An 18,980-nucleotide genomic window follows, 5' to 3' on the forward strand; every position below is an offset into this window, starting at 1 on the left:
CGGTCACGATGAACCGACAACGGAGTCGGTCACGATGGGCCGAAATCCTCGGTCACGATACCGAAACCAGCGGTCACGTTGGTCCGAAATACCCAACCAACCTATGGGAATCGCCGGACTGTGGGACAAGTGGAAGTCCCCGGGTGGAGAGACCGTGCACAGCTTCACCATGCTGACCATCAACGCTGACCAGTATCCCTTGATGAACTTGTTCCACAAACCCACGGATGAGAAGCGCATGGTGGTGATTCTGGAACCGGAACAGTTCGAAGACTGGCTGCAAGCACCCGCGACCCGCAGCATGGAGTTCCTGCAGCCCTTTCCTGCTGGGGGCCTGCGGGCGGGATAGGTCCACGCGATCCTGAAGAGACTTTGGAGTACCTTGTCCCCCTCTCAACTCAGCAATGAACCAACCGTTTGAAATGAAACAGACCACGCTGTGGGCGCGCATGTTGCGCCTGACTGCAATCCTGGCACTGACCGTAACCAGCGCAGCCAATGCCCGGCTCCCCGTCTTTGAAGCCCTGGACAGTGCATCAGGACATCCGACCCGATTTGCCCAATGTCCCCAGTTCTTCGTGGATGGCAAACCACCCGCCATACCGGCAAGTCCCAAGCTGCGCGAGCTGTGCTACGAAGCGTTTGCAATCTTGCACAGCGGGGAGACCAGGACGCCGGTCTATGTGGCGCAGCGCCTGAACCGCCAAACCATTGAGGATGCCGACGAGAAGAGAGCGACCAAGTTCTTTGCCGACGCGCGCCTCCCCCGTGGCGAGCGGGCAGAACTGGAGGACTACAAGCGCTCGGGCTACTCCCGTGGCCACATGGCCCCGGCAGGAGACATGCCGACGCCGACAGCCATGGCCCAGAGCTTCAGCCTGGCCAACATGGTGCCGCAGGACATCCAGCACAACGGTGGTGCCTGGGCCAAGATCGAGCAGGACACTCGCCGGTATATCCGGCGGGCCAAGGGCGATGTGTTCGTGATCACCGGGCCGGTGTTCACCCCGGAGAGTCCCCGCATCGGTAACAACGGGGTCGGGGTTCCAGCCTACCTGTTCAAGCTCGTGTACGACCAGCACGACAACAGAGCCTGGGCGCATTGGCAGGAGAACCGGGAGGGGGAGCGGGTCGGCAGGCCCATCACCTACGAAGAGCTGGTGAAGCGCACGGGGGTTGAGTTCTTGCCAAGGCTTGTGGTTTCGCAACTGAACTGAGGAGTGATTTACTCCTCTTGTGAGTCACGCTCACAATGGGGCACCCCGCTCCGCCAACACAATGTCGATTGAAGGTTCAACATGACGGGACCGTCAACTCCTCAGCAGTCGCTGCAGTTTGATTTGCAGGGCACCCCTGCAGGTGTCACGCGATCCAAGTCGCGCGTGCCTCTTGCCAAGCTGGCGAACGAGAAGTTGCCGGCATATTCGCCGGACGACGGGCCGCTCACGACGGCAGAGATCTACGCCATTCAAGCTGATGCCGATGCGTGCATGCCAATAGGACGTGTTCTACGGCGCATGAGCCTGCTCGCATCCATCGAACCGTTAGTGCGATGAACGTCTCACTCGCGTGGACGCCCGCGAGACGGACCCACACAGGCAAGAAACAATGAGGACTATCTTCATCGACTTTGATGGCGTATTGCACCCTGCAGGTGGGCCTGTTGGCGCCTGTCTTCCCTTTGAATGGCTCTCTGATCTGAAGGCCCTTCTCAGCGCGCATCTCCCAGTTCGCATCGTGGTTCACTCCAGCTGGCGCCTCACGTACCCACATGAAGAGATTCGGGAATTTTTGAGCGGGCTGAGTGCCCTTGAAATCGATATCGTCGGGCCGGGAGAAAAGCTTCAGGCCATCACCGCGTACCTGAGTGCCCACCCTGAGATTGATAGCGGCCTTGTGATTGACGATGAGCCCAACGAATTTCTGGCTGAATTCCCGCTTCTGGTTGTTGCCTGTGATCCCACGACTGGCATCTCCTGCCAGCACGTGCAGAACGAGGTCACGGCGTGGCTGAACCACGTAGGACCCATCCCTCTGGATGCAGAGTGGCTGTAACGACGCACACGGTGATGGTGGGGCGGCCCCTGAGACAGTCTCCCCGCGAAATCCGCTCGTGACGAAACCGAAGTGACGCAAGTTACTGCCCACGATGCCAAGCCGAAGTTTTCCTGTTATGAGCGGTGCACGGCGAATGTCCTCCTGAGCATCATCACCTCGTGGCCGTACAGGCTTAAATCCGGCGGTGCAGGGAACGCTAGCGCGGAGATTCTGATGCCTTTGGCGACGTGCCTGGGGGTACAGTGGCGGGCTTGTGCAAAATACTGATGTTTTGTACAGTATCGTGAAATCTCGCACAGATATGGCCATGTACAAACCAGCCCGTTACGTATTCCGTCCTGCCAGACCAGCTCCCGCATTGTTGCGCCGCATCTGGGCATGGTTTTGAGATCGCCCTGCTGTGCCTCGGGCCTTGCCCAGCCTCCAGGCTCGCTTGTCCCCCAAATGGCGATTCACCATGAGCGAGCTGCTGGCATTGCACAAAAAACGTCGCCACAAGTAACATTGGCCATGTCGAAAAACCAAGCCCGGAAACACTGGAGGAATTTTTCACTCCCTGATTCGAGTGAGGACAATGCTTGGCTGGATGCGCCACCTGTAGGCCGCGAATTTGGAAGTCCGGACTATGAGAGATTGATGGCGCTTGATCACGCTGCTTTCGTGGCCTTCCACTCGTGGAAAAAGGTGCAGGATTGGCTGACCGCGCCGAACTCGCAGCTTGATGGAGCTTGCCCTGAGGAGGTGGCGCGAAGCCCCGCTGGATTTGACAAAGTCATGTCAATCCTGTTGTCATCGGGGAGCCGCGCCAGTGCGGACTTCATGAGCGAGATTGAGGCTTTGCCAGTTCAAGAGCGAGAAAGTCAAAAAGGTATTTAGCTGTTTCCTGTTAACGGCATACGATGACAAGCTCATGGGCTCAAATTTCCAAAGCACTGTCGCCCACAGGCCACTGCAGTTCTCGAACAACTCTGCGCATGATCCAGACGCACTGCGCATCAGAGCACCATCGCTTGGCCACAAGACCTTTTAATGCAGCCTTCACGGTTGCTTGCTGGTCCCCTTCGAAGGTCGCCAGCTTTCGCAGACAGTACGGGACCATCTGCGAGACCAGATCGTCACACATGTGGAAAGCAGCAGTGACCTCTGAGGGCGCAGTGCCCGGTGCATAGAACTTTCCATCTTCCTCAACAAGGCTCATTTTTGGATGAGCTCCACCAATGGCAGATGTAATTGCACTCACTGGAAAATCTTCCGGTACGCCTGGATACCTGGCGCGGTCAGTTGTCATATCAACTCCTTTCAAATTGCCTCGTATAGTGGGTATCTCCCATGACAACTCAAGCGCCTCGCCAGGCTTTGGCGTCACGGGCCTGAGTCAATAACGCCTGCTCACGAAGCCAGCTTGCTTTGTCGTAAACAAAGCCGGGGAACTCGTCGGCCAAACTGGTTTTCTGCAAGATGAGCGCTCGGGCTAGGCGCGCCACTTCCGCTAGTTCCTTTTCATTTCGGACTTCAAGCGGCGCCACAAGGCTGACGCCCATCGCCCAATTGAGACGCTCCCATTTCCATGACGGGCGGACCTCCAAGTCAATCCCATCCCGCGTCAGCCGTTCTTCAATTGCCTGAAGCTTTGCGTAATGCTCCGTCTGGGCTTCAGAGGGAGCGCGACTGGTGGTGGTGAACAGCTTTTTACGCCTTTTCGACTTTCCAACCATCTTGTAGTTCTTGGTCCCTCCCTCGAAGAGCCAGTCATCGCGAGGGCCATCTCCTGCTTCCTTCCATGCCATGGAGGAAATTGCTTCCCCATAAATCCGTCTGGGGTGTTGCCACCAGACGATCACGCGCCGTCCATTGAGAATGAATCCAACGTCATCCCAGGTCGACAGGCTGTCAGACCCCATGTTCCAGTAGGCGTGAGGAATGAACAGACCGCCCTCCGACATGTGCCACTGGTGCGTGCGGTGGTATTCGCGCATGCGCCTTCCCAAATACTCATAGTGCGGATTTTTCATGTGGGGCGTTGGTCCAGCGGGCAGTGGTTGTTCTGATGCGCTGGTTCTCGATAGGGCCTGCGAGGGGCACACCTGTTTGTTCTTCTGGATCGGATGGTTACTTACGTAAGTTGTGAAGTCGATGACTACCAAAGACCGCGCTTGTTAACTTGAGCGAATACAGTTGACAGAGCGGCAAGCGTCTGCGGCTCTGTCAGCGCTGCAGCAATCTTGGGTAGTGACGGTATCGGTGCGCCCGTGACCTCATGGGTACGACGGAGGACCTGTTCTACGAGGCTCGTTCTAGGAACAAATACATAGCGAACCTCGCAGTCCAGCCCTTCAGCAAGACGCCTGAGGGTGTTGAGCGTTATCGCACCATCCGCCTCAGCTTTCTCCAACTTTCGAACACCTTGACCTGTCATTCCAGAGCGTGCTCCAAGGGCGGTAGAGCTCATGCCCAAAGCCAGTCTTAGTGTCTTCGTCCAGCCACATCTCGGCATGCCTTGGCCCTGCAATTTCGCAAACTCGCAAAGCTGCCTATCAAGCTCAGCCAAGCGATTGAGATCCAGTCTGTTCTTCAAGGGGGAACCCAATGAGGTAACAAACCAGTTGCTTCAGCGGGCACCATAGAGCAACCAGTTCGTTTCCATTTGCATACTGGGGCAATGAGAAACGAGGAGTGCCAGCCCCGTTCAGATATCGTCGCAGCCCAGGTCCCAAATGGGACCAATTAGTCTCATGTTACTTGAATAAAGACCAATGCTGCGATTAGAAAAAGCGACTCTCGGAAAATTCGGTGCACAGGACATGGTGAGCCTGATCACGTCACAGGGCTGGGAAGCCATCTTGCCCGATGCACTCCAGGACCACCACCTGGTACTTATGTCAGACCAAATCAGAGATCTTCTTTCTGGTGATGGCTGGAACGGTGGTGACCGGGAACCTCCGAGCGCAGCTCTGCCGCTGACTTTGTTGCTGCTCACAAAGGCCGGAGTCAACCGATCAGGGGATGGCTTTGAGGTCGGCCTAGAGACTTTGCACGAAGCACTGTGCTTACTTAACACGGCCGTTGACCGCGAGATCGTCAACCGCATGCTGCAGCGCAAAGATGCCATACCCATTGGCACTGGACTGATACGGGGACTTCAAATGCTGGTTCAGCATGCCAAAGAGGAAGCGGAATCAGATTGCAACGCCTAATCGGCAACGAGGTCTTTGAAGTCTGTTTTGAGGGTTTTGAGCAGCTGACTCACTGAGGTTGCATCCAACTCCGGGCAGTAGGCTACGGCGATCAGAGTCAAAGGATGGATCTGCATCTGCTCGGCCAAGACCTCAAGGGTGCGGACACTTGGAACCTGGTGACCCTGCTCAATGCGGCTAATGTGACGGCGGCTGGTGGCCAGCAGCATGTCTTCCTGCACCATACCGCGTGCCTCGCGCAATTGTCGCAGCGCTCGACCAAAGTCGGCTTGGGGTGGAACACGCTTTCGGGAAGACATCTCCCCGATTTCCGCCCAATGGGACTAAAAAGACCACGACCAACTAGTCTCATTGGTGTTCAATTTCTCCTGAAATGTTGGCGCCGATTGAATCTTGACAGTGTGGAGTAGACAGATTGAATGCTTGCCGACGGTCCTATCTGTTGCCTCAATTGTCCTGGTAAGCCGTCAACTGGGAAGTGACGGCGGGGAGTATTTCAGCAGCCTGCTAGTGTCCTGAGTTAGAAATTCGCAGACAAAATCTCTCGATACTCGCCAGGATGTCATCGGCAGACTTGACCCACGCGAACGGTTTGGGGTGTGAATTGTTCAACTCCAGGTATTGGTGGATTGCCTGCTCAAGCTGTCTTGTCGATCGGTGTGTGCCGCGACGGATGCACTTCTCGGTCAGGGTTGCAAACCAACGCTCCACCTGATTGAGCCAGGAGGCGGAGGTTGGCGTGAAGTGCACGTGGAACCTGGGATGTCTTGCAAACCATGCCTTGACCGCAGGGGTCTTGTGCGTGCCGTAGTTGTCCATCACCAAATGCACATCCAACTGGGCTGGCACATTCGCTTCAATGGAGCGCAGGAAGTGCAAAAACTCCGTGCTGCGATGGCGCCGGTGTAACTCTCCAATCACTTGGCCCGTGGCAATGTCCAGTGCCGCAAACAGCGTCGTCGTTCCATGGCGCATGTAGTCGTGGGTTCTGCGCTCAGGGATGCCCGGCATCAGCGGCAAGATCGGCTGTGTGCGGTCCAATGCCTGTATTTGACTCTTCTCATCCACGCACAACACCATCGCCTTGAGTGGCGGGTCCATGTACAGGCCGACAATGTCGCGGACCTTTTCGACAAAAAACGGATCACTGGAGAGTTTGAACGTCTCCTGGCGGTGCGGCTGCAAACCGAAAGCCCGCCAGATTCGACTCACAGCCGTCTGTGACATGCCCATTGCGCGGGCCATGGTGCGGCTACTCCAGTGAGTCGCGCCAACTGGCACAGACTCCAGCGTCTTGGCGATCACTGCATCGACGCGCTCATCTTCAATCGTGCGCGGAGCGCCAGGGCGCGGCGCATCCAGCAAACCCTCCAAGCGCAGTTCAACAAAACGGCCCCGCCACTTGGAAACCGTCTGCTGCGTGACCCGCTGGCGCGCTGCCACCACCTTGTTGTCCAGGCCCTCAGCGCACGCGAGCACGATGCGCGCGCGCAGGGCCAAGGCCTGCGCGGTCTTACGGCGCTTGGCCAACGCAATCAGTTGCTCTCGCTCCGTTGCGCTCAACACCAATGGAGTCTTTGGTCTTCCGCTCGTAAGCGCACGGCAAACCCATGTTGACCGCCGATGGCGACCATTGCTGACGATCAGATGTCAGTGGGCTGCCAGCGGTGCGGCAAGAGCTCGTCGATACGGCTGGCCTTGTGCGTGGGCAGCCTTGTGAGCACGTCCTGGAGGTAGGCATAGGGGTCATGCCCGTTCATGCGCGCCGACTGCACCAGGCTCATCACCGCCGCCGCCCGCTGGCCCGCGCGCAGGCTGCCGGCGAACAGCCAATTGGCTCTGCCAATGGCAATGGGCCGGATCTGGTTCTCGATCCAGTTGTTGTCCACGGGCAGTTGCCCGTCATCGACGAAGCGTGTCAACGCCGTCCAGCGCCTGAGGCTGTAATCCAGGGCCTTGGCCGTTGCTGAGCTATCGGGCAGTTTCTGCCGCTGCAATGTCATCCACTGGTGCAACGCATCCAGGATCGGCTTGGTGTGCTGCTGACGAATGGCTTTGCGTTGATCGGCGTTCAGTTCCTTGACCTCGCGCTCGATGTCATAGACCTTGGCGAATTGCTCCAGCGCGAACCCGGCAAGCTGGCTTTTGTTCGCCGCATGGAGGTCAAAGAGTTTGCGCCGGGCATGCGCCAGGCAGCCCACCTCGGTCACGCCACTGGCAATCAGGGCCTTGTAGCCGGCGAAGTCGTCGCAAACCAGTGCCCCCTTCCAGTCGCCCAGGAAGTTGCGGGCATGCTCGCCAGCCCTGGACTCGCAGAAGTCATACACCACGGCTTTCATGTCTTCGAACGCCCCTGGCGCGTAGGCCCACAGGTAGGCGCGATGCGTCGCTCCCTTGCCAGGTTTGAGCATTTGCACTGGCGTCTCGTCGGCGTGCAGCACACGGTGGCCGAGTATTTCCGCCTTGAGCGCATCGACTAGCGGCTGCAGCCGCACGCCGCAGGTGCCTACCCACTGCGCCAGAGTCGAGCGAGGAATGGCCAGACCGGCGCGCGCAAAGATGCTTTCCTGACGGTACAGCGGCAAGTGGTCCGCGTATTTGGCCACCAGCACCTGGGCCAGCAGGCCGGTGGTGGGGATGCCTTTGTCGATCACATGCGCTTCAACCGGCGCCTGGGTGATGGTCTCGCATTGGGCGCAGGCCCACTTGCCACGGATGTGACGCTCCACCGTGAACACGCCGGGCACATAGTCGAGCTTTTCGGCCACGTCTTCGCCGATGCGTTTCATCTGACAGCCGCACTGGCAGGTGGTCGAATCGGGCTCGTGGCGGATCTCGCGGCGCGGCAGATTGGCCGGCAGCGGCTGGCGTTTGGGCTGTTGTTTGGCTTGCGGGGCAGCGGCCGCAGGCTGCAGCTGCTCGATCTCCAAGCAGACAGCCGCCAAGTCGGCCTCGATCTCGTCTTCGAGCAAGCTGCGCTGCTCGGCGTTGAAGCGCTCGGACTGTGCGGCGAACTTCATGCGTTTCAAGAGCGCATTCTCGTGGGTGAGCTTGGCGTTGAGCGCCTGGCTGTGGCGTAGTTCTGTGAGCAGCCGCGTGGTCATCTCGCGCAGCTGCTCGGCGCTCAGATCATCCAGGAATTGCGGCTGCATCAACATGACAGGCAGTGTGCCAAGCATGGCACTGCGCTGCCATGCGCAGATCCACCGATTGCGCGCCGGCTTCAGACCATGGTGATAATGCCGGCGTTTCCCATGCGTTGCCAGGGTAGGCCCAGCACCAGGGCGTCAAGCTGGACAGGCTCCAACTGCCACTGCTCATCGCCTGGCGCCGGCCAGACGAACTTGCCCTGGTGCAGGCGGCGAGCGGCCAGCCAGATGCCTATGCCGTCGTGCACCAGCACCTTGATGCGGTTGGCGCGTCTGTTGGCGAACAGGTAGGCATGGTGAGGGTGGGCGGCGCCGAAGACGGCGACTACGCGGGCCAGCGCCGTGTCGGTGCCGGCGCGCATGTCCAGCGGGGCCGTGGCAAGCCAGGCAGCGTCGATACGGATCATTGCCGCAGCACCTGCAACAAACCCTGCAATGCGCGGGAACACTCGCCAGCAGCGGCCAGCGGCCAATTGACCGTCACGAGGGTGCCGTGATGACAGCACTCGATGCGGATGTCTGATGAGCAAGCTGCCGATGCAGCACTTGGGGCAGCTTGTACACCCGCTGCCTGAGGCCCCATCACCGGCGAGCCCAGCGCCACCGCGATGAAGGCGGGCACGGGGTTGGACGGCACCGGATGAGCCTGATGCGCTGGGGCACAAACAGCCTGTGCATTGGCCATTGGCTCAGCCGCTGCATCGGCGCAGTGTGGGGCGATGCCGGACGCATCAGCATGCGCGGTATCGCAGGCGCTCTGGTGCTGGCCCAGACGATGCTCCTTGAGCCAGCGATGCAGCACGTTGGCATTCATGCCATGTTCACGCGCTGTGGCGGCAATTGATGCGCCGGGCTGCTGGCACGCAGCGATCAGTTCAGCCTTGAATTGCGCGCTGTAGACCCGGCGCGTGCGGGGGACACAGGAGCGCGAATGGGGAATCTCTTGAGACATGGTGTGCACGATGGTTTACGTGGACACGATGGTGCTTGCAATTGCTCATTCGGGGTAGATGGGTTGGCCGGACGGATACGATAAGTCTACATCTGGCGCGTCTCCTTTCTGTGTTTTTGTCTTGCCAACCTTGCGTGCCGGTTTGACTTGCGCAATGGAATTCTTGAACCTCCAACTGTCATTGCCAGTCTCCACGATGTGGCAGTGATGGGTCAGTCGATCCAGTAGTGCTGTTGTCATCTTTGCATCGCCAAACACGCTGGCCCATTCCGAGAAGCTCAGGTTGGTGGTGATCACCACGCTAGTTCGCTCGTAGAGTTTGGACAGCAGATGGAACAGCAGGGCACCACCGGACTGCGTGAATGGCAGATAGCCCATTTCATCCAGGATCACCATGTCCACGTACATCAGTCGGTAGGCCAGTTGTCCTGACTTCCCCTGCGCCTTCTCCAGTTCTAGGGCGTTGACCAACTCGACCGTGGAGAAGAACCGCACCCGCTTGCCATGGCTGCGTATCGCTGCAACCCCAAGACTGGTAGCCAGGTGTGTCTTGCCAGTACCGGGTCCGCCAATAAACACTACGTTGTGCGCCGACTCCAGGAACTTCATCTGGTGCAGTTCGTGTACCAAGGCCTCATCCACATGGGCCTGGGTGAAGTCGAACCCAGCCAGATCACGATGCGACTGGAAGCGCGCCACCCGCATCTGGTAGGCCATAGATCGCACCTCACGCTGTGCAGATTCCGCCTTGAGCAACTGGTGTAGCACCGTTTCATGGTCCAGCGTCTTGATGCGTGCGGTACCCAGCACCTCCGGCCATGCGCTGGCCATGCCATGCAAGCTTAAGGACTTCAGAGCGGCAACGATGTCATTGGACATGGCTGACCTCCTGGGTGCGCAGACTGTCGTAACGCGAGACGTTGGCCAGGGGCGGTGTCTGCAATGTCAGCGGCGTATCAATTTGAAGCACTGCCAACGGGCGTGCGCCATCCTTGAGCCGGGCCAGCGTGTTGATGACATGTTCGGCGCTCGCACGTCCTCCTTCCAGAGCAATCTCGATGGCCACCATAACAGTGTCCAGGCCATGCAGTGGGATGGCACTGAGCACCTGCGCCATCACGCGGTCCCCTCCCGCATTCTTGAGCAACTGCCGTTGCAACTCCTGAAGAGGCTCGGGCATGGTCTTGAAGGGGGCGCCGTTGCGCAGCGCTCCGGGCTTGCGCTCAATCAGGCTGATGTAGTGCTGCCAGTCATAAAAGGTCTGGTCACGCTCGAAGCTGCGCACTAGATCGACCACCTCACCGTGGTTGTCCACCACACGCAGAAATTCTGGATAGGCCCGCACACTCACGACAGTGTTCACCCATTCGCATGGCACGCTGTAGCGGTTGCGCTGGAAGTGAATCAGTGCCGTGGAGGTTACGCGTAAGGGCTGCTCCACGTAGCCATCAAATGCTTTGGGCAAAGCCATCAGGCGGCTACGCTCATCCTGCATGACGTCGGCCACCGTGAGTTCCGGCCAGTCCGGGTGGCTAAGTTCTGCCCAACTGTCCTGGCAGGCCCGCAGCAACCAGGCATTGAGTTCTGCAAGACTATTCCAGCGTTTCTCGGCAGCTTCCCGCCAGATGTGGCGGCGCCGGTCCTGGACATTCTTCTCCACACGCCCCTTCTCCCAACCCGCTGCGCGGTTGCAGAACTCGGCCTCGAACAGGTAGTGCCCCGTCATTGATTCAAACCGGGCATTGACGCTACGCTCCTTGCCTTTGCCCACCTTGTCCACGGCCGTGCGCATGTTGTCGTAGATGCCACGCTTGGGAACACCACCAAACACTTCAAAGGCCTTGGTGTGCGCGTCAAACAGCATTTCGTGGGATTGGGTGAAGTACGCCACCAGTACGAATGCCCGACTGGCCGCCAGCTTGGTGTGGGCCACTTCCAGGCGCCGGCGCAAGCCAGCAATCACCACGTATTCACAGCTCCAGTCAAACTGGAATGCCTCACCGAGCTCAAAGCTCAGCGGCACAAACCCGGCATTGCGCGGGGCGTTCGCCTGCTCCTGTTTCCAGTTGCTGCAAAAGCCGTAGACCAGATTCTTGCTTCCCGTAAAGCCCATGGCCCGGATGGCCTCGAAGTACGCCCGCACACTGCGGCGCTCACGCTTGCCACGGTAACTGTCGGTCTTGAGCCAGCTTGCCAATTGCTCCCGGTACGGATCCAGCAGGCTTGGCGCCGGGGCACGCCGCGGGTAGCGTGGTTCCACCATCTGTGGCTCATTCAACCACTTGGCTGCCGTGTTTCTGGAAATGCGCAGCCGCCTGGCCGCTTCACGCACGGATACGTTCTCACGTAACACCATGCGCCTGAGTTTGCTGAGGGTTCCCACGTCTATCACTCCTATGTACCCCTGCTTAAAAATGAAGCAAGGATTGTGGATAACGTGGCTCAGTTTCCGACTGGAATTCCTATTTTTTTGGCCCAGATTTCATTTGGAATCAACAAACCGGGAGAAGACACTGCTGATTGACGCTCTCAGGGAGCACTATGGCTTGCCAGAACTCCTTGCACAGTTGGGTCTCGCGCGTAGCTCGTACTTCTACCATCGGGCTCGCGCTGCGGTGGGCGATAAGTACCTCTCAGCGCGGCGAGCGATCACCGACATCTTTGAGTCGAACCACCGCTGCTACGGCTACCGCAGGCTGCAGGCCTCGCTGACCAGGCAAGACGTCACAATCTCCGAGAAAGTGGTGCAGCGCCTGATGAAGCAGGAGAGCCTGGTGGTTGCCAAGCCCAAGCGGCGCAGGTACGCGTCTTACCTTGGCGAGATCAGCCCGGCACCGGAGAACATCATCAACCGCGACTTCCAGGCCGCGGCCCCCAATGAGAAATGGCTCACGGATATCACGGAGTTCCAGATCCCGGCGGGCAAGGTCTACCTGTCGCCGATCATCGATTGCTTCGACGGCATGGTTGTCAGCTGGACCATTGGCACGAGCCCGGACGCTGAGCTGGTCAACACAATGCTGGATGCAGCCATCGAGACAGTGACGGAAACCAGCGACCGACCAGTAGTCCACTCCGACCGCGGGGGCCACTACCGTTGGCCAGGCTGGCTATCGAGAATGAGCGAGGCGAACCTCACCCGCTCGATGTCTCGCAAGGCCTGCTCTCCTGACAACGCAGCCTGCGAAGGATTCTTCGGTCGGCTGAAGAACGAGCTGTTCTATCCTCGGGACTGGAAGAGCGTCACCATTGAGCAGTTCATTGAGGTGGTCGACTCGTACATCCGCTGGTACAACGAGAAGCGGATCAAGATCTCCCTTGGCGCTCTTAGCCCCATCGAATACCGGGAGAGCCTTGGACTTGCGGCATAAAACCAGTCCAAGTTTTTATCCGCACCCCCAGACTGTCAATTTTCGGTCGGCGGCAACATGCATGGGATTCAGCCTGGTGCCGTGGAAGCCAGTGATCGAGCAGCGGCTGGGACAGCAGCTCGCCGCGACGGTGCGCGGCGGCGGGGTGTCATGGGAAATTGGACGGCGGCCTGGGCTGTCCCGAGGTTAGTCAGGCCGACGTCAACAATCCCACAGAATGGATTCCAAGCAATTTTCCGCACCCCAAACGTGGGCAATCAACCCGGGTAGTAGAGACGCAGACGCGCGTCGCGTTCGGCAGGTGACTCGTTCCGCAACTCGTTGACTACTTGCTCACGCGTCTTGCCTGGACCTGCCGCATCAGGTGTGCGGATAGGGTAGTTGCTTTCGCCGTAAGAAAGGAGGCCTTGCTGCATAGCTGCCTTGGTTTCTGCGATGACTTGCTCTCGCGTCTTCTCGCTCTTGAAATGTTCCGGGTGAACGATGAAGCCCTTTTCGTTGTTGGCGGGATGCTCGTACGCTGCCGAAGCCATCCCTGGAAGGCCCAGGGTAACCACTGCGGCCGCGGCGGCAATCATGGAAGAAAGGGAGAGGCGTTTTTGGATCATGGTTGAAGCTCCTAGCGATAGTGAATAAAACTTGCATCTCTCATGCCTTGCTTGGGCGTTGAGGAGATGTGTTCATCGTAGGGAGCGCACCCCAACAGAATCTAGACAGCCCGATGATATTTTTGTCAGGGAGCGGCGCGAACTGGAGCGCGATTTGGTGGACCTGCGCGGGGGGGCCAATGCGGAGGATGTAGGACCGACCACACGAGTAGACAGAAGTCACCAGCGGATCGGCGCGAACCTGCCGAAAGTGCCTTCTGGTTTGTCATCGTTGCGATGCTGATATCTGGTGCCGTTTTGTTCCTCTGGTGGGAGGAGCAGCATCCGAGGCTCAACCCCGCCATCTAACGCTCTCGCCATATGACAGACTTCTTGACGTCCTGATCCATTGCATCACGAGATGCCACTCTATAACCGACATTACTGGGCGCGGATCTCCACTCCCACACTTGTCACCCCGCACTCTGACCATGCGACTGGCTTGCCATGGTGCATGCGGGCGATCGCACCGACGATGGCCAAGCCTAGGCCATGGTTGCTTTGCCCATGGCTGCGAGCGGGATCGGCGCGAAAGAATCGATCGAAAAAATGGGGAAGTATTTCCGGATCAATGGTATCGCCGCAATTGGTGACGGTGATGAGCACGCGGTCCTCGCCAATGGTCTTGAAACCAACCTGAACGATCGAACCCTCTCTCGCGTACTGCGTGGCGTTTCCCAGCAAGTTTGACAACGCACGACGCAGCAGTGGTGAGTCGAAGGCACCTTGCGCGTCACCAACCACTTCGGCCGTGAGTCTTGCCTCGGCCAGAGACGCCTCGTGGTAGTCCAACACGTCTGCAGCTACAGACGCAAGGCTTGGTACTGGTGCGCGGCGTGCACCCACGCCTCGATCCGCCTGGGACAGAAACAACATGTCCTTGACGATGCCGGTCAGGCGATGCAGTTCCTCTAGATTAGATGCAATGACCTCCTGCATGTCAGCTTGGTGGAGGTGCCTGAGTGCCAGTTCATTGTTGGCAATCAGCGTGGCCAACGGCGTGCACAACTCGTGCGCCACATCTGCGTTGAAGCCCCCCATCTGCGAATATGCCTTCTCTATGCGTGCCAGAAGCGCATTGAACTGGTCGATCAGTGGCACGAGTTCAAGGGGTTGCTCCCCGCCATCGAGCCGCTGATGCAGGCTGCCCGCAGACAGTGCGCGTGTTTGACTGGCCAGCCTTCGCACCGGCGCCAGCCCGAGGTTGACCAGAGAAACCCCCCCAAGCGAAACCACGATCGCGCCTCCGATCGCAGCTACGAGCAAAGTGACTGCGAGCCGATGCAGCAATTGGTTGTCAGTTTGTATGTCCAGCGACAGTTGCACGCGCAATACCCTTGACGCCAAGCCATCGACTCGCTCTACCTCGAATTGCCGATGGCGCAGCACCGTATGCGCGTTCTGATTCCGAGTGTGTATGAAAAGCACGACTCCGTCGGACTGCAATACTTCAAGTGAAAGATCTCCGTGCCCTACCAGAAAGTCGTCGAGCTTGTGAGTAAGGTCCTCCGCATCTCGGTGCTCCTTGCCACCCGCCAGAAGATGCCGGATGACGTTCTCCTTTTGCGCCAGCGTTTCCTCTTGGCGGTCGCGAAAGTTGAACTCCGTCACTAGGTAGACGGCCAGACAGACCAACCCCAATCCGGCAAAACTCTGCAGCGCCAGCCACCAGGATAGCCGCTGACGCAACGAGCGATGTTGGTCCAATACCTTCATCCGTTGCGTTCTTCCATGATGTAGCCCATACCCCGGATAGTGTGAAGCAGCGCAGTGTTAAAGGGCTTATCTATTTTGCCTCGCAAGCGACGAATTGCGACCTCCACTACGTTGGTTTCGCTGTCGAAGTGCATGTCCCACACCTGCTCAGCAATCTCGGTGCGAGACAACACTTCGCTTTTCCTTCGCAGAAAGAGCGTGAGTAGCAGAAACTCCTTGGCAGTCAGATCCAGCCGCTGACCGCCGCGGGATGCCTTGCGCCGCACTAGGTCGAGTTCGAGATCGGAAAGGCGCAGTTGTGTAGGCTCTACCGCATCGTGCGCTCCATGGGTACGCCTGAGCAGCACCTGAATACGTGCGTTCAGTTCCGAAAACGCGAAGGGTTTTACCAGGTAATCGTCCGCACCTGTTTGTAGTCCCAGCACCCGGTCCTCAACGCTGATCCGGGCCGTCAGCATCAAGACGGGTGTCTGTCTGGATTTCCGAAAAGCGGAGAGGAGGCTGAAGCCATCGATCCCCGGGAGCATCGCGTCCAGCACCAGCAGGTCGTGCGCGCCTTCGAGCGCCATGTGCAAACCATCCACGCCGTTGTGGGCTACGTCCACCACGTAGCCAACCTCGCCGAGGCCCTTGCGAAGGTACTCGGCGAGTTTGACCTCGTCTTCAATGAGAAGAATTTTCATGGATCCATTTTCGAAGAATGAGGGGAACTCGTAGATTACGAATTTGTCATTTGGCTGTTGGCGCCTTGTCGGGGTCCCCTCGTTTTCAGTGCAATAACTGGCGGTACGCAAACCCAGCACTGGCGCGGGGGTGGTGTTGGTAGATCGTTGATTCTGTTGGCTTTCCTGTTCACCTTCAAATCCGGGATTCGTGGCGTCAAACCGTGATCGGTTTCATCCGTTGGTGCCAGTTATCGGTGCTCCCTGCCGCGAGGGCAGGATTTGGTCGGCATAACGGTCAACAGGAAAGCGGAACACGCCTCGCAGGTTGATGCTTTCCAGCCTGGTGGGAGCAATTTTTCCGATCAGTTCCGGCGGAATGGCCTGGCGGCGGTTCGACCAGCGATCCAGAACAGCCTGCATTTGTGACGTGTTCCACGCCATGACGATGTTGGCCAGCAGACTCAACGCGTCGGCCACAGCCTGCATTTCGTCCACACGTTTGGCCTGTGCCGGGCTGATCCGGCCGGTGTAAATGGCGCGCTTGAGGGCGTTGACCGCCTCCCCCCGGTTGAGCACCCGGCGCAATTCATTCCTGAAAGCGTCCTTAACAAAGTAGTCGGCAAGGAACGCGGTTCGCAGCAAACGTCCCAATTGCACGCCAGCGTCATAGATGGGGTCACCCTGGGCAGCAGAGCCAAACCGCGCCAGTGCTGCCACCGCACTGGCGTGACCACTCATGACCGAAGCCGCCAGATGCACCAGGCTGTCCCAATGCTTTTCGATCAGGGCAACGTCAACATTGGCCTCGCACACCGCAGCTATTTCGGCTGGCACCTTGGCGCCGCGAGGCACGAACAGGTGGCGTTGTTTCAATTCCTTCAACCGCGGGCAAAGATCAAAGCCCAACAACCGGGCCAGTGCCATCGCAAAATCGGTGTAGCCGTGGGTGTCCACCGCCAGTTGGCTGGTTTCAAGGCGTTCCTGACGTATGACGCCTTCAATGGCCACGCCAGCTTGGCGCTCATTGAGCACGAAGGGCTGTGCGTGAAAGATTCCCCAGCGGTCGCGTACATGGGAGTAGATGCCAATGGAGGGCGTGTTGCGCCGGGGATCAAGCCGGGCCTGCCATACCCGCTTGGTTGTCTCCATGCTCATCATGTCAGAAGACGCCAGGTCTGAACGGCCCCAAGTGGTGGCGATCGGGTGGCGTTGCATAAACTCCAGCACCGCCTGGCAAGCCTGACTCAGACGGCGTTCGTCCCGTGCCCAGCGCATGGCCTGGCGGATGCTGGTGGCAGACAACTGCGGAATCATGCGCGCGCATTCGATGGCTGTCAGACTGGTGCCGTGGGCCATGATGCCGGCATAGACCATCAGCAGTTCCGCTGTTGACCGTGGTTCACGGCCGAGCATGATCCAGCTGAAGCGCACCTGGGCGTCAACGGCCAGAATCACTTCAGGCAATTGCACTTCGCCGATGCGGTGATCCAAAGCCGCCCGTAGCTTGGTGACTTCGGGGTCTTCGTCTTCGGCGGGTAAAACTGAGAGGTGGAGTTCATCGTCGACGCGCAGTACGCCACTGCGTGCCGCCGCAGCCACAGCATCGACACCTGCAGTTACCTTGGCCAACAATGGCTTCAGAAAGGTGGCCGCCTTGCCGGGCAGCGACAGACGGGCATAGTGCTTCTTGGACTCGTCCTTCCAACGTTCGTCCGTGAAGAACAGGCGTGCACGGCCCCTAAAACTCAAGCTGTGCTCGATCCAGACCGATCCATTGCGCACCGCGCGGCGCAGGGCAAACAAGGTGGCAACCTCCAATGCCCGAAACGCCCGTTCCCGGTCTGGGCTGGATATGGCGGCTTGCCAGACCTTCCCCAGGCCTGGCGCGACAACGCCATCCGGCAACTTTCTGATGTTACTGGCGTAATAGGCGCTCAATTTCGTCAGGGCGTCGATGGTGGGATGCTCTCCGGTGGCTTGCCATGGAAGCTTTGCAATTGCCACAAGCAGTGAGCGTACGGGGCGAATGACATCAATCAATCCTTCGCGCACAAGGGAGGCCCGACTGGGTGGCTTGCGTTTCTGGGTTTCGATGACCAAGGCTTCAAGCCGTGCGCGCAGCTCGGCGTCCGGCACAGCGCCCTGGGCGCTCAAGGCCACGAGTTCGGCCAGTAGCGTTTTGTACATCGCCGCCCAGTTGACGGTGGCGGGGACCTCGGCAGCGGTCTGGCGCCACAGATCGGCAATCCGGCGCTGCACCATCAAAATCAACTGGTCCGTGGTGGTGAACAGGCAATACCGCAGAAAGCAGGCGACCTCCACGGTGCGCGCGGGTTCCTTGATCTTGGCGCCGGCAGACGGCGGCCGAGAGACTAGTCGGCGCGCGTAACGGCGCAAGATGAGATCGGGGATGTCGGTCAGGTGTTTATGAACGTCCAGCTCGTACAGCAGATCGATGCGTTCAAGTACCTCGCTGATTTGGCGGGTTGAGTGCTTGGCCGGCGCCGACCACAGCCAGCTTTGTTGGGTTTGTCCATCTGGGCGCAGCTCTGCAACCGAGGTTCGCCACCGATCAAGGGTTGCCGGATCGACGCTGGCGGCGATTGCAGCACCTGTCTCCGCTTCGAGCTGGGTGAGTGCGCTCGCAATCAAAGTCCGGATGGCCCGCTCGTGCACGATCACCAGCTTATTCTTGTACAGCCATTGGCGGGCCCTCCCGAGCAGTTGATCGCGGTCGGCGCAACGGGCCACTTCGTCCCGCAGTTCACGCACCAGGGAGCGGCGTTGGTGCTCGCTCATCCACCGAAAACCAAGGGCCGTGCACGCTACTTGCTGGTGATCGAACAGTGTCTTCTCCCGCCCGTACAGCGTGCGCAGCGAAGCCACATCAGGGGTGGCAATGCCAAGTTCCTCGCTCAAGTGGCGCCACAGGGCGACGGGAACCACCCGAAAGGCATACAGCAGGCGGCCACTCATGCGCAAAAACCCGATATGCAGCGCCAGACCGAGCTTGTGGGCGTCACCCCGGCGCGCATTGATTGCCTCGCGCTCTGCACCATCGAAGGTGAAAAACGCCTTCATCTCGAAGTCACTGATATCGCGGGGCAGCTCACGCATCCCCAAAAACGTCGTTTGCCAGTCCTGCATCGTGAACCCCATTAGTGGGAGGCCACGATACCCGTTTGAGAAGTGAACAGGAAAGCCAACAGAATCAACGATCTACCAACA

General features: G+C 58.9%; 20 protein-coding genes and 2 pseudogenes. 8 read left to right on the forward strand and 14 right to left on the reverse strand.

The window, feature by feature from the left end; translation table 11 throughout:
- The first annotated feature begins 103 nt into the window (after positions 1-103).
- The 5 genes from BLW02_RS08970 (at position 104) to BLW02_RS08985 (ending at position 2,934) form a co-directional block, all read left to right on the forward strand.
- On the forward strand, positions 104-349 hold the full coding sequence (locus BLW02_RS08970) for an SOS response-associated peptidase family protein (protein ID WP_092697993.1): 246 nt from the start codon (positions 104-106) through the stop codon (positions 347-349).
- A gap of 73 nt (positions 350-422) precedes the next feature.
- Positions 423-1,217, forward strand: coding sequence for a DNA/RNA non-specific endonuclease (locus BLW02_RS08975; RefSeq protein ID WP_081739433.1), 795 nt, complete (start codon positions 423-425; stop codon positions 1,215-1,217).
- An 81-nt stretch (positions 1,218-1,298) separates the two neighbouring features.
- Complete coding sequence (locus BLW02_RS19605; RefSeq protein WP_008905898.1) at positions 1,299-1,556, forward strand: hypothetical protein; 258 nt, start codon at positions 1,299-1,301, stop codon at positions 1,554-1,556.
- Between the two features lie 52 nt (positions 1,557-1,608).
- Entirely contained in the window at positions 1,609-2,055 is a 447-nt protein-coding gene (locus BLW02_RS08980; RefSeq protein ID WP_024815603.1) for an HAD domain-containing protein, read from the forward strand.
- Between the two features lie 513 nt (positions 2,056-2,568).
- Positions 2,569-2,934 carry an antitoxin Xre/MbcA/ParS toxin-binding domain-containing protein gene (locus tag BLW02_RS08985; RefSeq protein WP_244273653.1) on the forward strand — a complete coding sequence of 122 codons (366 nt, stop codon included), beginning with the start codon at positions 2,569-2,571 and terminating at the stop codon, positions 2,932-2,934.
- Between the two features lie 40 nt (positions 2,935-2,974).
- On the opposite strand, the gene BLW02_RS08990 is transcribed toward BLW02_RS08985, so the two are convergent.
- The 3 genes from BLW02_RS08990 to BLW02_RS20185 form a co-directional block, all read right to left on the reverse strand.
- Complete coding sequence (locus BLW02_RS08990) at positions 2,975-3,346, reverse strand: hypothetical protein (protein WP_244273654.1); 372 nt, start codon at positions 3,344-3,346, stop codon at positions 2,975-2,977.
- 49 nt (positions 3,347-3,395) lie between these two features.
- Positions 3,396-4,070, reverse strand: coding sequence for a hypothetical protein (locus BLW02_RS08995; protein ID WP_244273655.1), 675 nt, complete (start codon positions 4,068-4,070; stop codon positions 3,396-3,398).
- A 125-nt stretch (positions 4,071-4,195) separates the two neighbouring features.
- The gene (locus BLW02_RS20185) at positions 4,196-4,552 is read right to left on the reverse strand and encodes a helix-turn-helix domain-containing protein (protein WP_280140372.1); all 357 of its coding nucleotides are present in this window, start codon (positions 4,550-4,552) and stop codon (positions 4,196-4,198) included.
- 259 nt (positions 4,553-4,811) lie between these two features.
- Here BLW02_RS20185 and BLW02_RS09005 point away from each other — a divergent pair, with 259 nt between their 5' ends.
- Positions 4,812-5,252 carry a hypothetical protein gene (locus BLW02_RS09005; protein WP_092697998.1) on the forward strand — a complete coding sequence of 147 codons (441 nt, stop codon included), beginning with the start codon at positions 4,812-4,814 and terminating at the stop codon, positions 5,250-5,252.
- Here BLW02_RS09005 and BLW02_RS09010 read toward each other — a convergent pair.
- The 7 genes from BLW02_RS09010 to istA form a co-directional block, all read right to left on the reverse strand.
- Positions 5,249-5,551, reverse strand: coding sequence for a helix-turn-helix domain-containing protein (locus BLW02_RS09010; RefSeq protein ID WP_085942554.1), 303 nt, complete (start codon positions 5,549-5,551; stop codon positions 5,249-5,251). The genes BLW02_RS09005 and BLW02_RS09010 overlap by 4 nt on opposite strands.
- A gap of 208 nt (positions 5,552-5,759) precedes the next feature.
- Positions 5,760-6,821: an IS630 family transposase gene (locus BLW02_RS09015; protein ID WP_139285342.1), complete on the reverse strand. Its 1,062-nt coding sequence runs from the start codon at positions 6,819-6,821 to the stop codon at positions 5,760-5,762.
- A gap of 74 nt (positions 6,822-6,895) precedes the next feature.
- Positions 6,896-8,404 (reverse strand): IS66 family transposase, encoded by a 1,509-nt coding sequence (tnpC, locus tag BLW02_RS09020; RefSeq protein WP_205904826.1) that lies wholly within the window; start codon positions 8,402-8,404, stop codon positions 6,896-6,898.
- Between the two features lie 71 nt (positions 8,405-8,475).
- Positions 8,476-8,808, reverse strand: coding sequence for an IS66 family insertion sequence element accessory protein TnpB (tnpB, locus tag BLW02_RS09025; protein ID WP_066787319.1), 333 nt, complete (start codon positions 8,806-8,808; stop codon positions 8,476-8,478).
- Positions 8,805-9,353, reverse strand: coding sequence for a transposase (locus BLW02_RS09030; RefSeq protein ID WP_082759168.1), 549 nt, complete (start codon positions 9,351-9,353; stop codon positions 8,805-8,807). Before BLW02_RS09030 ends, tnpB begins: the two co-directional genes overlap by 4 nt.
- Positions 9,354-9,398: 45 nt before the next feature.
- Positions 9,399-10,232, reverse strand: a complete 834-nt coding sequence (gene istB, locus BLW02_RS09035; RefSeq protein WP_092697999.1) for an IS21-like element helper ATPase IstB — start codon at positions 10,230-10,232, stop codon at positions 9,399-9,401.
- On the reverse strand, positions 10,222-11,736 hold the full coding sequence (gene istA, locus BLW02_RS09040; RefSeq protein WP_092698000.1) for an IS21 family transposase: 1,515 nt from the start codon (positions 11,734-11,736) through the stop codon (positions 10,222-10,224). Before istA ends, istB begins: the two co-directional genes overlap by 11 nt.
- Positions 11,737-11,848: 112 nt before the next feature.
- Here istA and BLW02_RS09045 point away from each other — a divergent pair.
- Together BLW02_RS09045 and BLW02_RS09050 are read left to right on the forward strand one after the other, a co-directional pair.
- A pseudogene (locus tag BLW02_RS09045) lies at positions 11,849-12,724 on the forward strand (IS3 family transposase); the annotation flags it as partial.
- 61 nt (positions 12,725-12,785) lie between these two features.
- A pseudogene (locus tag BLW02_RS09050) lies at positions 12,786-12,914 on the forward strand (DUF3363 domain-containing protein); the annotation flags it as partial.
- Positions 12,915-12,981: 67 nt separating this feature from the next.
- On the opposite strand, the gene BLW02_RS09055 reads toward BLW02_RS09050, so the two are convergent.
- The 4 genes from BLW02_RS09055 to BLW02_RS09070 form a co-directional block, all read right to left on the reverse strand.
- Positions 12,982-13,332: a DUF4148 domain-containing protein gene (locus BLW02_RS09055; protein WP_092698001.1), complete on the reverse strand. Its 351-nt coding sequence runs from the start codon at positions 13,330-13,332 to the stop codon at positions 12,982-12,984.
- A gap of 420 nt (positions 13,333-13,752) precedes the next feature.
- Positions 13,753-15,087 carry a heavy metal sensor histidine kinase gene (locus BLW02_RS09060; protein WP_092698002.1) on the reverse strand — a complete coding sequence of 445 codons (1,335 nt, stop codon included), beginning with the start codon at positions 15,085-15,087 and terminating at the stop codon, positions 13,753-13,755.
- Positions 15,084-15,770, reverse strand: a complete 687-nt coding sequence (locus BLW02_RS09065; protein WP_024815511.1) for a heavy metal response regulator transcription factor — start codon at positions 15,768-15,770, stop codon at positions 15,084-15,086. The genes BLW02_RS09060 and BLW02_RS09065 overlap by 4 nt, the downstream gene beginning before the upstream one ends.
- 213 nt (positions 15,771-15,983) lie before the next feature.
- Positions 15,984-18,899, reverse strand: coding sequence for a Tn3 family transposase (locus BLW02_RS09070; protein WP_087748587.1), 2,916 nt, complete (start codon positions 18,897-18,899; stop codon positions 15,984-15,986).
- Positions 18,900-18,980 lie beyond the last annotated feature (81 nt).

The sequence above is a fragment of the Acidovorax soli genome (genome assembly GCF_900107605.1).
Lineage (GTDB): Bacteria > Pseudomonadota > Gammaproteobacteria > Burkholderiales > Burkholderiaceae_C > Acidovorax > Acidovorax soli.

What these genes read in the sequence shown, in the direction of transcription:
- tnpC (WP_205904826.1), bottom strand. Translation starts at nt 8,404, where the DNA reads ATGCAGCCGCAATTCCTGGATGATCTGAGCGCCGAGCAGCTGCGCGAG.
- BLW02_RS09010 (WP_085942554.1), bottom strand. Translation starts at nt 5,551, where the DNA reads ATGTCTTCCCGAAAGCGTGTTCCACCCCAAGCCGACTTTGGTCGAGCG.
- BLW02_RS08995 (WP_244273655.1), bottom strand. Translation starts at nt 4,070, where the DNA reads ATGAAAAATCCGCACTATGAGTATTTGGGAAGGCGCATGCGCGAATAC.
- BLW02_RS09055 (WP_092698001.1), bottom strand. Translation starts at nt 13,332, where the DNA reads ATGATCCAAAAACGCCTCTCCCTTTCTTCCATGATTGCCGCCGCGGCC.
- BLW02_RS09030 (WP_082759168.1), bottom strand. Translation starts at nt 9,353, where the DNA reads ATGTCTCAAGAGATTCCCCATTCGCGCTCCTGTGTCCCCCGCACGCGC.
- BLW02_RS08975 (WP_081739433.1), top strand. Translation starts at nt 423, where the DNA reads ATGAAACAGACCACGCTGTGGGCGCGCATGTTGCGCCTGACTGCAATC.
- BLW02_RS19605 (WP_008905898.1), top strand. Translation starts at nt 1,299, where the DNA reads ATGACGGGACCGTCAACTCCTCAGCAGTCGCTGCAGTTTGATTTGCAG.
- BLW02_RS09060 (WP_092698002.1), bottom strand. Translation starts at nt 15,087, where the DNA reads ATGAAGGTATTGGACCAACATCGCTCGTTGCGTCAGCGGCTATCCTGG.
- BLW02_RS08970 (WP_092697993.1), top strand. Translation starts at nt 104, where the DNA reads ATGGGAATCGCCGGACTGTGGGACAAGTGGAAGTCCCCGGGTGGAGAG.
- BLW02_RS09070 (WP_087748587.1), bottom strand. Translation starts at nt 18,899, where the DNA reads ATGCAGGACTGGCAAACGACGTTTTTGGGGATGCGTGAGCTGCCCCGC.
- BLW02_RS08980 (WP_024815603.1), top strand. Translation starts at nt 1,609, where the DNA reads ATGAGGACTATCTTCATCGACTTTGATGGCGTATTGCACCCTGCAGGT.
- BLW02_RS20185 (WP_280140372.1), bottom strand. Translation starts at nt 4,552, where the DNA reads ATGCCGAGATGTGGCTGGACGAAGACACTAAGACTGGCTTTGGGCATG.
- BLW02_RS09005 (WP_092697998.1), top strand. Translation starts at nt 4,812, where the DNA reads ATGCTGCGATTAGAAAAAGCGACTCTCGGAAAATTCGGTGCACAGGAC.
- istB (WP_092697999.1), bottom strand. Translation starts at nt 10,232, where the DNA reads ATGTCCAATGACATCGTTGCCGCTCTGAAGTCCTTAAGCTTGCATGGC.
- BLW02_RS08985 (WP_244273653.1), top strand. Translation starts at nt 2,569, where the DNA reads ATGTCGAAAAACCAAGCCCGGAAACACTGGAGGAATTTTTCACTCCCT.
- BLW02_RS09065 (WP_024815511.1), bottom strand. Translation starts at nt 15,770, where the DNA reads ATGAAAATTCTTCTCATTGAAGACGAGGTCAAACTCGCCGAGTACCTT.
- tnpB (WP_066787319.1), bottom strand. Translation starts at nt 8,808, where the DNA reads ATGATCCGTATCGACGCTGCCTGGCTTGCCACGGCCCCGCTGGACATG.
- BLW02_RS08990 (WP_244273654.1), bottom strand. Translation starts at nt 3,346, where the DNA reads ATGACAACTGACCGCGCCAGGTATCCAGGCGTACCGGAAGATTTTCCA.